14 protein-coding genes, 2 tRNA genes and 1 rRNA gene are annotated in these 11,201 nt (G+C 29.5%); 14 read left to right on the top strand and 3 right to left on the bottom strand.

Annotated features, from left to right (window positions below; translation table 11 throughout):
* The first annotated feature begins 127 nt into the window (after window positions 1–127).
* The 3 genes from rrf (at window position 128) to L1S49_RS15190 (ending at window position 406) form a co-directional block, all read left to right on the top strand.
* Window positions 128–244: ribosomal RNA gene (gene rrf, locus L1S49_RS15200) — 5S ribosomal RNA — on the top strand.
* A gap of 5 nt (window positions 245–249) precedes the next feature.
* Window positions 250–325, top strand: a tRNA-Phe gene (locus L1S49_RS15195).
* Window positions 326–331: 6 nt separating this feature from the next.
* A tRNA-Cys gene (locus L1S49_RS15190) sits at window positions 332–406 on the top strand.
* A gap of 151 nt (window positions 407–557) precedes the next feature.
* On the opposite strand, the gene L1S49_RS15185 is transcribed toward L1S49_RS15190, so the two are convergent.
* Both L1S49_RS15185 and L1S49_RS15180 read right to left on the bottom strand, forming a co-directional pair.
* On the bottom strand, window positions 558–1,466 hold the full coding sequence (locus L1S49_RS15185) for an LD-carboxypeptidase (RefSeq protein WP_238905930.1): 909 nt from the start codon (window positions 1,464–1,466) through the stop codon (window positions 558–560).
* A 447-nt stretch (window positions 1,467–1,913) separates the two neighbouring features.
* Window positions 1,914–3,080 carry a M20 family peptidase gene (locus tag L1S49_RS15180; protein ID WP_238905928.1) on the bottom strand — a complete coding sequence of 389 codons (1,167 nt, stop codon included), beginning with the start codon at window positions 3,078–3,080 and terminating at the stop codon, window positions 1,914–1,916.
* A 181-nt stretch (window positions 3,081–3,261) separates the two neighbouring features.
* On the opposite strand from L1S49_RS15180, the gene L1S49_RS15175 reads away from it, so the two are divergent.
* From L1S49_RS15175 to L1S49_RS15140, 8 genes are all read left to right on the top strand, one after another.
* Entirely contained in the window at window positions 3,262–3,444 is a 183-nt protein-coding gene (locus L1S49_RS15175; RefSeq protein WP_021800109.1) for a sigma factor G inhibitor Gin, read from the top strand.
* A 23-nt stretch (window positions 3,445–3,467) separates the two neighbouring features.
* Entirely contained in the window at window positions 3,468–4,880 is a 1,413-nt protein-coding gene (locus tag L1S49_RS15170) for an aminotransferase class I/II-fold pyridoxal phosphate-dependent enzyme (protein WP_238905920.1), read from the top strand.
* 7 nt (window positions 4,881–4,887) lie between these two features.
* Window positions 4,888–5,529: a dTMP kinase gene (tmk, locus tag L1S49_RS15165; RefSeq protein WP_021800111.1), complete on the top strand. Its 642-nt coding sequence runs from the start codon at window positions 4,888–4,890 to the stop codon at window positions 5,527–5,529.
* Between the two features lie 89 nt (window positions 5,530–5,618).
* A complete protein-coding gene (locus tag L1S49_RS15160; protein ID WP_021800112.1) occupies window positions 5,619–5,948 on the top strand; it encodes a cyclic-di-AMP receptor in 330 nt (109 codons plus the stop codon).
* A gap of 18 nt (window positions 5,949–5,966) precedes the next feature.
* A complete protein-coding gene (locus L1S49_RS15155) occupies window positions 5,967–6,896 on the top strand; it encodes a DNA polymerase III subunit delta' (RefSeq protein ID WP_073022796.1) in 930 nt (309 codons plus the stop codon).
* Window position 6,897: 1 nt separating this feature from the next.
* Window positions 6,898–7,803 (top strand): stage 0 sporulation family protein, encoded by a 906-nt coding sequence (locus L1S49_RS15150; protein ID WP_073022795.1) that lies wholly within the window; start codon window positions 6,898–6,900, stop codon window positions 7,801–7,803.
* 21 nt (window positions 7,804–7,824) lie between these two features.
* Window positions 7,825–8,028 carry a heavy-metal-associated domain-containing protein gene (locus tag L1S49_RS15145; RefSeq protein ID WP_073022794.1) on the top strand — a complete coding sequence of 68 codons (204 nt, stop codon included), beginning with the start codon at window positions 7,825–7,827 and terminating at the stop codon, window positions 8,026–8,028.
* 91 nt (window positions 8,029–8,119) lie between these two features.
* A complete protein-coding gene (locus tag L1S49_RS15140; RefSeq protein WP_021800116.1) occupies window positions 8,120–8,290 on the top strand; it encodes a 4Fe-4S binding protein in 171 nt (56 codons plus the stop codon).
* 93 nt (window positions 8,291–8,383) lie between these two features.
* On the opposite strand, the gene L1S49_RS15135 is transcribed toward L1S49_RS15140, so the two are convergent.
* Window positions 8,384–9,034, bottom strand: a complete 651-nt coding sequence (locus L1S49_RS15135) for an MBL fold metallo-hydrolase (RefSeq protein WP_238905913.1) — start codon at window positions 9,032–9,034, stop codon at window positions 8,384–8,386.
* A gap of 142 nt (window positions 9,035–9,176) precedes the next feature.
* On the opposite strand from L1S49_RS15135, the gene L1S49_RS15130 reads away from it, so the two are divergent.
* The 3 genes from L1S49_RS15130 to L1S49_RS15120 are packed head-to-tail and all read left to right on the top strand — an operon-like array spanning window position 9,177 to window position 11,200.
* Window positions 9,177–9,632, top strand: a complete 456-nt coding sequence (locus L1S49_RS15130; protein WP_021800118.1) for a CtsR family transcriptional regulator — start codon at window positions 9,177–9,179, stop codon at window positions 9,630–9,632.
* Window positions 9,633–9,645: 13 nt separating this feature from the next.
* Window positions 9,646–10,167, top strand: coding sequence for a UvrB/UvrC motif-containing protein (locus L1S49_RS15125; RefSeq protein ID WP_073022792.1), 522 nt, complete (start codon window positions 9,646–9,648; stop codon window positions 10,165–10,167).
* Between the two features lie 10 nt (window positions 10,168–10,177).
* Window positions 10,178–11,200: a protein arginine kinase gene (locus L1S49_RS15120; protein ID WP_238905911.1), complete on the top strand. Its 1,023-nt coding sequence runs from the start codon at window positions 10,178–10,180 to the stop codon at window positions 11,198–11,200.
* Window position 11,201: the final 1 nt, after the last annotated feature.

Below are 11,201 nucleotides of genomic sequence, written 5' to 3'. Positions count from 1 at the left end.
AAGTGTGGTAACATATTTAGCTGACTCATACTAATAGATCGAGGGCTTGACCAAAAGTTAACTGGAATATATATTATTAAATGAACTTACGTGCAATTTTGAAAGAACAAAATTCTTTCATAATATATTTGGTGATAATGGCATAAAGGTAACACCCCTTCCCATTCCGAACAGGATCGTTAAGCTTTATTACGCCGATGGTACTGCATGGGAGACTGTGTGGGAGAGTAGGAAGTCGCCAAATATTATGGCTCGATAGCTCAGTCGGTAGAGCAGAGGACTGAAAATCCTCGTGTCGCTGGTTCGATTCCTGCTCGAGCCACCATTGTGTGGCGCTATAGCCAAGTGGTAAGGCAGAGGTCTGCAAAACCTTTATCCTCCGGTTCAAATCCGGATGGCGCCTCCAATTAAAAAAACTTGTAAACATTAGTTTGCAAGTTTTTTATTTTTCTCATTTATTTGATATTAAATAATAGTTATTAACAAAAAATCAAAAGTTATCAACAGAAGATGTGGATAACTTGTGTGAAAAAGGTATATTTTTGTGGAAAATTAAATTATATAACTACATTATTCATTATTTCTATATATTTAGAGGTAAAGTTTAATTTAATCTTTGACCCAATAGGTAAGGTAAGATTAGGATAGTCATGACCGAATGAAAATCCAGTTATTATAGGCTTATTTAAGGGAACTAAAATATTTTTTATAATATCCTCAACAGTATAACTTTTTGAGTAATTTTCTACAGTACAGTTAGTAAAATGGCCTAATATGAATCCTTTGCATTTTGATAGTTTTCCAGAGTACAGAAGTTGACTTAACATTCTATCTAAAGAATAAGGATATTCATTAACTTCTTCTATAAGTAGTACTTTATTATTAAAATTAATTTCATAAGGTGTTCCTAAGGTAGAGCAAATGGTGGCTAAATTTCCTCCAGCTAATATACCAGTAGTATTACCTTCGTTGTAGCATACAGAACCTCCAAAAGGAATATTATAAGGGCTATATCCTTGCATTAAAGTAAATTTTAAGCTTTCTAAAGTCTGCTCATCATTAAAATCTGAATTTACCATAGGACCATGAAAAGTTACCAAGCCAGTTTTCTTATTTATATAATTAATCAAAGTTGTTAAATCACTATATCCACATAGTATTTTGGGATTCTTTTTAATAACTGAATAATTTAAATAAGGAAGTATGTTTATACTGCCATATCCCCCTCTAAAACATATAATTGCTTTAACATCTTTATTTTCAAACATATTCATTAAATCAGAAGCTCTATCAATGGATTCTCCTGCAAAATATCCAGAACGACTATATAAATGTTTTCCTAAAAGAAGATTAAATCCTAATTTCTTAAATGTATCTATTTTATCATCTATTACTTTAATATCCTCGCAGAATGCTGGTGATACAATTCCTATAAGATCATTATTCTTAAGTGCTTTAGCTAACATAACTACTCCTAAAAATTATTTATATTATATTCTATAGATAAGTAATTAAATGTGCTAATAAATGGAGTATTTATTTATATTCAAAGAAGGACTAAGTGAATTTTAAGTATCTTATACAGAGTTAGGTTTTATATTTAAATGTTTAACTTTTTAAATGTTTAACTTTTTAACTTTTTAACTTTTTAACTTTTTAACTGTTTTTCTTTTTAAATGTTTTTATTTTTATTAAACATAATAATATAATGAGGCTTGAAAAGAAGCCTCTACAGCAGTAAGGTGCTTAACTTCTTATTAAACATAACTACTAATTAAAAGGATTTTAATGGAGCCTGAGAAACGGCTCCTACAGTATAGATGTAAAAGGAATATGAAGAAAAATAAAAATGAGCTATGCACTGATATCCAGTGTGGCAGCTCATTTTTTATAGTGTTATAAAAATTTTAATTTTAGTATAAATTTTTCTTGAATTCATAGAATTCAGTTTTTACTTCGCTTAGTAGATTTACATTTTCTATAAGATCTAAGGCAGTGAAACATAAAGCGTGAGAGGCCTTCATAGCATTTTGGAAAGCGTAGTCGCTTATTGTTGCTTTAGCAAATTCTAGTGAACCGTATTCTATATTTTCTCCATTAACTATATCTATATATGGATGAATTGAAGGAACTTTATGACTTACGCAGCCTAAACTAAGTCCAGCAGAAGTATCTTTAGGCTCTGATATTTCTATTATTCCTGCTTCTTTTAGATTATGAGAAAAAAGTCTATTAAGAGTAATATTAGTTAATAATTCTTCGTTAGGTGGTTCATAAAGTGATATTGCATGTTTAACTCGCATTAGTTTAGAAACGTATAAACATATTTCTCTTAATTTACTTTCGGCAACTTTAGCAATGTCCATGTCATTTGAGCGTATGTAGAATTTAGAATCAGTTTCAGTAGGAAGAAGCAACGGTGTGTATCCTCCATTTGATAATACTGAATTTATATCTACATCTTTAGAAAATCCTTTTAATAAAGAATTAAGAATATTAAAGGTTAATAAAGTAGCGTCTAGAGAAGTGTAGGCACTACTATTTAAGAAACTTAATCCGCTATCTCCATAGAATTTAACGTTTAGTGGAATTATGGCAGATGAAGTTCCACTCTCAGCAGTTATTATATTTGGATGTGCAGTTAATACTACATCTATATCATCAAAAACTCCTTGTCTTACCATTGTAGACTTAGTTCCACCTAGGTATTCTCCAGGGCAGCCAAGTATTATTATAGTTCCTTGAAGTTTATCTATTATTTTAGATAAACCTAAAGCGCTACTTACAGATATTGTTGTTAATAGATTATGACCAGTTACATGACCTTGATCCTTTATGGCATCATATTCACATACGAAACAGATTTTAGGATAACCGCTTCCTTTTTGCGCATAAAAGGAGGTCTTAATATCTAAATAGTTCTCCTTAACCTCAAAGCCATTATTTTTAAGCAATGTGGTTATATAAGAACAAGCTTTTTCTTCACAGTAACTTTCTTCTGGATTTTCATATAAAAACTTACATAAAGAATATAGATCTTTTTCACAGCTAGCTATGTGAGATATAATTTCTTGCTTCAAAAAAATCCCCTCCTGATTATTCATATAAATTAGTTTTTCCAATAAAGAGTAAATTATTTATATGTCAAAAATAAAGTTAGTTGGACAAAATAACTTTTACGTGTAAATGAATAGAATATAGTGTATGGGGTTAAAATCAAGATAATATTATAGGACAAGAAAAGCGGAGGTAAATTCAATTATGAAAAAAAATTGCATTATATGTGGAAAAGCTAATGAAAATGGTATAATAATATGCGGAAAAGAAATTTGTTTAAGTTGTGAAAAAGCGATTGCAAATGAACCTGTATATACAGACAGATATGAATTTTATAAACGTAAGATAAAAAGGTACTTATCACAACCAATAAATTATATCCAATAAACAGATAAGCAAGAGGAAGAGTAATGAATGATGCACCTATAATTTATGGATTAGAAACCTATATTAAAAAAAACTATGCACCCTTTTCCATGCCAGGACATAAACATGGAAGAGCATTTCAAGACCAACTGACTACTTTAATATTAAATGGAGATATTACTGAGGTAGATGGATTAGATAACTTACAAAACCCTCAAGGGATTATAAGAGAAGCTTTAGATAAGTTGAGTGAATGTTATGGAAGTTATAAATCCTATTTCTTAGTAAATGGAAGCACTTCGGGTAATTTAACCATGATTTTTTCCTCTTTTAACGAAGGGGACAAAGTGTTAGTGGAAAGAAATTGCCATAAATCAATATTTAATGGTATATTAGTCAGAAAGTTAAAACCCATATATATTAAAAATGAGATAAGTTCAAAATTAGGAGCACCACTAGGAATAGATTTTAAACATTTTTTAGAAATAATAGATAATGAAAAAGGTATTAAGGGAATTATATTAACTTACCCTAATTATTTTGGAATTGGTTTAGATATATCTAAGATTATTACAGAGTGCAAAAAGCGATCTATTAAAGTTTTAATAGATGAAGCACATGGGGCACATTTTGGATTTCATAATGAACTTCCAGAAAGTGCAGTAAAGCTTGGGGCTGACATGGTGGTAATGAGTGCTCATAAAACATTACCATCATTAACCCAAACTGCCTATTTACATATAAATAATGAAATTGATAAAGAAAAGGTAGAGTTTTATTTATCAACATTTATGAGTACAAGCCCTTCCTATCTATTTATGTCAACTTTAGATTACAGCAGAGCCTTTTTGCAGGAAAAAGCTGAAGTGGCTTATGAGAAACTAATTAGAAGAATAAAGAAAATAAATGAGGTTATAGATAAGGTAGAGGGAATTGATTTTATAGATAATAATAAATTAGAAGATAAATGGACATATGATCCTACTAGAATAGTAATATCAATTAATGAGGGGTATAAGAATATTGACTTAGTTGAATACTTCCTAAATAATGGGGTTCAAGTTGAGATGGCTATAGGAAGAGCAACAGTTTTAATTCCTACTCCTTTTAATAGTGAAGAAGATTTTGAAAGATTAGAAAATGCCTTATTGAAGTTAAGGGTAGATAAGGAAGAAACTATAGTCAAAAGTTATGATTTAGATATTGAAGATGGGGAATTGATAGACCCTATAATAGTTATGAATAATGAAGCGGAATTTATTGATATAATAAACTCTGTTGGGAAAATTGCTAAAGAGCATATAGTACCTTATCCACCAGGAGTTCCATTAATATTGATGGGAGAGAAGATTACTAGAGAGAAGATAAATAAACTTTTAGATTTACTAAATGATAATATAGAATGTATTGGAATAAATAATAACAAAATTAAAATTTTAAAAGAAACAGAGGAGTAAAAAGAAGATGGGAAAAGGAATGTTTATAACATTTGAAGGCGGAGATGGTGCTGGTAAAAGCACTGTAATTAATAAAGTATATGAGGAATTAGTAAAGAAAAATCTATCTTGTATGATTACTAGAGAGCCAGGTGGAATAGATATTGCAGAACAGATAAGAGAAGTAATACTTAATGTTAAGAACACTAAAATGGATGCAAGAACAGAGGCACTTTTATATGCAGCTGCAAGAAGACAGCATTTAGCAGAGAAGGTAATACCAGCTTTAGAAGAAGGTAAAATAGTGTTATGTGATAGATTTTTACATTCATCATTAGCATATCAAGGTTATGCAAGAGGTCTTGGAATAGAAGAAGTTTATGAGATAAATAAATTTGCTATAGATTCTTATATGCCAGATTTAGTAATATTATTTGATATAGAACCAAAACTAGGTTTAGAAAGAATAAATAAAAATAAGGGAAGAGAGATAAATAGACTAGATAAAGAAAATATGGATTTTCATGATAAAGTTAGAGAAGGATATAGTATTTTAATGGAGAAATACAATCATAATATAGTTAAAGTGGATGCATCTGGGGCTGTAGATGAGGTTTATCTAGAAGTTTCAAAGATTATCAATGAAAATATTGAGAATAAAGCTATATGAAGGAAATATAAATATATTTTAACTTAATATTTTATGATAAAATAATTATAAGTAAATAGAATTAAAGAGTTTAAAGGAGGTAGGAGAATATGAAATTAGTTATTGCTATAGTTCAAGATGATGATACAGCTGATTTAGTTGAGGCAATTACTGAGGGTGGTTTCAGGGTTACAAAATTAGCTACTACAGGGGGCTTTCTTAAGTCCGGAAATACTACACTATTAATAGGAGTAGAAAAAGAAAAGGTTGATGAGGTTCTTACTATTGTTGAGGATGTATGTAAAACTAGAAAACAACTAGTGGTATCCCCTACTCCTATGGTAGGTACTGCTGATGTATATGTTCCATACCCAGTTGAGGTTCAAGTGGGAGGAGCTACTGTATTTGTAGTAGATGTAGATAAATATGTAAAAATATAATTGAAAGGATGAGTGCATATGAAGTTTATTGGGCATAATAAAATACGAGAATCATTTGATAAACTTATTGAAAAATGTGCACTCTCTCATGCACACTTAATAATAGGAGAAGATGGTATAGGAAAAAGCAAAATAGCTCAGATTTTTGCTTTAAGCATATTAGGTAAAAGTCAAGAAAGAGAATATGCGGATATCGTTAATTATAGAGTAAACGATAAGTCTATAGGAATAGATGAAGTTAGAGGAATAATCCAAGAGATTTATAAAAAACCTTTTGAAGGAGATAAAAAGGTAATAATAATACATAGAGGAAATAAGTTAACGATTCAAGCGCAAAATGCTTTATTAAAAACGATAGAAGAACCACCTAAAGGTGTTTACATAATTATATTGTGTGAAAGTGGGGATTTAATATTAGATACAATTAAATCAAGATGCCAGATTCATAAACTTTCACCATTAAATATTGAAGATATGAGAGAGTATATAAATTTATATTTTAAAGAGTTTGATGAAAAAATGATTAATTCTGCATTAGCATATGCAGGAGGAGTTCCTGGAAAGGTAGAAGATTTTTTTAATAACAAAAATTTAGAAATTTTAAGAGGTATTATATGTAATTTATTAGTGGATATTAATAAAGGCGATAAAGTAGCTGTTATTACATATGAGAAAAAATTAGCTAGTTTTAAGGAAAATTGGGAAGAAATTTTAAATATTTTACTTTCATTTATAAGAGATATATCCGTATATAAAGAAGTAGAAAATAAGGAGTTAATCATAAATGGTGATAAACTTCATGAAATAGATAATATATCAAGAGAAATGACCTTTAGAAAACTCAAAGGAATGGTAAAGGTTTTAGATAGAACAAGAAGTAAATTAAATAGCAACACAAATTTTTTATTAACATTAAATGTTATGATCATAGATCTTATGGAGGTTTAAAATGATAAAAGTTGTAGGAGTCCGTTTCAAAAAAGCGGGTAAAATATATTATTTCGATCCTAATAATGCAGAGGTAAAAAAGGATTGTTATGTCATAGTTGAAACAGCAAGAGGCGTGGAGTTTGGAGAATGTGTTATTGGAGTAAAGGAAATACGCGAGGAAGATATAGTAGCTCCACTTAAAACAGTTATTAGGGTTGCAAATGAAGAAGATATAAGATTACATAAAGAAAATAAAGAAAAAGAGAAAGAGGCTTTTGATGTATGCCTTAAGAAAATAGTAAGTCATGGCTTAAATATGAAGTTAATAGATGTAGAGTATACATTTGACAATAATAAAGTTATTTTTTACTTCACAGCAGATGGTAGAGTAGACTTTAGAGAATTAGTAAAAGACTTAGCTACAATATTTAAAACAAGAATAGAGTTAAGACAAATAGGTGTAAGAGACGAGGCTAAAATGATTGGTGGTTTAGGACCTTGTGGAAGACCTTTATGTTGCTCAAGTTTCCTTGGAGATTTTGCATCGGTATCAATTAAAATGGCAAAAGAGCAAAGTTTATCCTTGAATCCTACTAAGATATCAGGAATATGTGGAAGATTAATGTGCTGTTTAAATTATGAACAAAGCACCTACGAAGATATTAGAAAGAGACTACCTAGGGTAGGATCAATAGTTAAAACTGTAGATGGTAGAGGAGAAGTTGTTGGCAATAATACTGTAAAAGAGACAGTTAAAGTTAAGATGGCTTTTGGGGAAGAAGAAGTAATAAATGAATATAAGATAGAGAAAATAGAGTTAATAAGTGGAACTTATGAGGGTAATGTAGATGACGGGGAAATAAAACTTGAAATAGAAGATGAAACTGATAAAGTTCTTATTAAGGATTTAATAAAGGATAATTAGATCATATTCAGGGGGATGAAAATGAAGTCTTCAATTAAAATTATCGGTATGAAAACATCAGAAGATGTAAAAAAAATAAAAAATGCAGTAGCTTCAAATACAGGGGTAGTTGCCTGTGAAATTAATAAGGAAAAAGGAGAAGTAAGCATAATATATGATGACTACTTCTCTAAATTAGATAAAATTATTGATTCCATAGAATTACTGGGATATACTGTCGTTTAAAAAATTATGTCAAAAGTATTTGAAAATATACACGAATGTGATAAAATTAACGTGGTAGTTACATACCGAAAATATTAGGAGGTGTTTTATTATGGCATATAAAATAGAAGAAACATGTATAAGCTGCGGTGCTTGTGCAGCTGAATGTCCAGTAAATGCTATAGAACAAGGAGATACAATATTTGTAGTTAATGCAGATACTTGCATAGATTGCGGAAATTGTGCCAACGTTTGCCCAGTTGGAGCTCCAGTAGCAGAATAATTTTAAAAAGCATCGCCTTTTAGGCGGTGTTTTTTTGTACAAGCAATTAAATAGAGATATAAATAAAAGATGCTTAGTTTAGGCATCTTTTATTTATATTTGTGGAGGAGATAAAAGTAATACTTTAGGGGTATTATCTGTACTTACAAATAATTCTTCAGTGTTAAGAGTGTTATTAGGTAATTTTGAAACATTTTTTGAAGCTATTAAAAATTCTTCTGGACCTCTTAATAAGAAAGACAGATTTGGGGTTTTATAATGCATTGGAACAATATATTTAGGAGATAATAAATCACATATACGATAAGCAGTTTTACCACCTATAGTATAAAGATCTCCAACTGGAATCATAAGTACATCAATGTTTCCTAATAAATCTTTATAATCGTTATTTAGCATATGACCTAAGTCTCCAAGGTGGCATAATCTAAGATTATCAACCTCAAATAAAAAAATTATATTAGGACCTCTTTTAAGACCATTTTGATCGTCATGAAAAGAAGGTATTCCTGTTATTTTTATTGAATCAATTAGATATTCATTAGTTGAATTAATTATTTGTGGTTCACAGTCTAAGTTAGTTAAGTTAGAATGATCAAAATGATCATGAGATATAGTTACAATATCTACGAAACCTTTGAAGGGAATATATCCAATTTTAGAGTCAAAGGGATCCATTAGTATTTTTGTATTATTTGAAGTTTCTAAAAGAAAACATGAATGACCATACCAGGTTAATTTCATAAAATCACCTCACTTATAGTATTACCATAAATTCAATAAAATACTAAAAATAAAAACCATTATATATTTACAATAGTAATTATTATATGATAAGATATATCTAAACAAAGTCAAAGAAAGTCAAGGTTAAGAAGGTGACGAAATGGCAAGACTATCAGATGTGATAGAAAGCTTTATAAAAGCTTTAATTAGTGAAAGTGAAGATCAGAAGTTACAGATTCAAAGAAACGAGTTAGCAGATAGATTTAGTTGTGCTCCCTCTCAAATTAATTATGTATTAACTACAAGGTTTACTTGTGAAAAAGGATATTTAATTGAAAGTAGAAGAGGTGGCGGTGGTTGCATAGTAATTAGAAAGGTTAAATATAATAACCATAGAAGTAGAAAAGAGTTAATAGACGAAAGTATAGGAGATTCAATAACTTATCATAATTCAATAGCATTATTAGAAAGTTTATATGATGCTGAGATAATAAATGATAGAGAATTCAATATAATTAAAATGGTTATAAATGATAGAACGTTGCAAGCAGTTGAAAACAGAAATAAGGTAAGAGCGGACATATTAAAGTCAACAATTGCATTATTGTTATCTTAAAGGGGGAATACAAGTGTTATGTGAAAAATGCAATAAAAATGATGCTACAGTCCATATGGTAAAAATAATAAATGGAGTAAAAAGCGAAGTAAGATTGTGTGAGAAATGTGCTAGTGATATATCTGACATACCAGTTAATTCATCTTTCGAAGACTTCGAAGGATTTCCTCTGCAAAGTATCTTAGGAGGTTTAGTTGATTATTTTAATAAAAACGCTACTGATAAACCAGAAAATGAAGTAGTTTGTAAGTCTTGTGGAATGAACTATAGGGAGTTTAGAAAGACAGGATTACTTGGATGTAGTAATTGCTATGAGAGTTTTTCTAAAACACTAACTCCTGTTATAAAAAGAGTTCAAGGTGATGTTGAACATATAGGTAAAATTCCAGAAAATGAGGGAAGAGTAATTGCAGAAAAGAAGAAAATTATTAAGCTTAAAGAAGAATTGCAAAAAGCTATATTAGCAGAAGAGTATGAAAAAGCAGCAGAGATAAGAGATAATATAAAATCTATTCATGAGAAATTAGAGGAATAGGAGGTGCCATATGGAGAGTTGGATAAATAGCAGCAAAGAAGACGTGGTTATATCTAGTAGAGTACGATTAGCTAGAAATTTAAAAGAAGTTCCTTTTCCTAATAAGCTAGATAATGAAAATGGTATAGAAGTATCAAGTAGTATTCAACAAGCTTTTAATAAAGTTTTAAAAGATAAAAGAGAATACAAAACTTATGAATTAAGAGATATATCACCAAACTTAGCAAGGACTTTTCTTGAAAAACATCTAATAAGCCCAAATCTTATTAAAAATGGGACTATTTCTTCTTTTATTGTGGATGATGATGAAACTTTTAGCTTAATGATAAATGAAGAGGATCATATTAGATTACAGTGTATAACTGCAGGTTTTGATATTAGATCAGCATATAACAATGCTGATGAGGTAGATTCATTATTAGAGCAGGAAATAGAATACGCATTTAATGAAAAGTTAGGGTATTTAACAGCCTGCCCAACTAATATAGGTACTGCAATGAGAGCATCTGTTATGATACATTTACCAGCTGCAACTTTTAATAATGAGATTCCGAAATTATTAAAGGGACTAAATCAAGTTGGAATGACATTAAGAGGATTATATGGAGAAGGCTCAAAAGGTGAAGGAAATATATATCAGATATCTAATCAAGTAACTTTAGGTGTTACAGATGAAGATATACTAACTAATTTAGAAGCTGTAGCGTTACAAGTAGTTGCAGAAGAAAAAAATATAAGAAAACTTTATTTAGATCAATATAAATATGAAGTTGAGGATAGAATATTTAGAGCAAGAGCTTTGCTTGAAAATGCAAGAGTATTAACATTAAAAGAATCATTAGGTTTACTTTCAAGTATTAGGCTTGGAGTTGAAGAAGGTTTAATAGAGGATATAGATATTAAAACTGTTAATAAAATGTTGCTATTTTCTCAAAATGCATCCCTTCAGAATCACTTAGATAGGGAATTAAAAGAAAGAGAAAGAAATATAGAAAGAGCAAAATTAATGAGAAGTATATTATCAGAGTCTTAGG

It is taken from the genome of Clostridium sp. YIM B02506, assembly GCF_022324845.1.
Classification (GTDB): domain Bacteria; phylum Bacillota; class Clostridia; order Clostridiales; family Clostridiaceae; genus Clostridium_T; species Clostridium_T intestinale.
The sequence above is the reverse complement of the archived record's forward strand: the minus strand, read 5'-3'. Positions and strand labels throughout refer to the sequence as shown.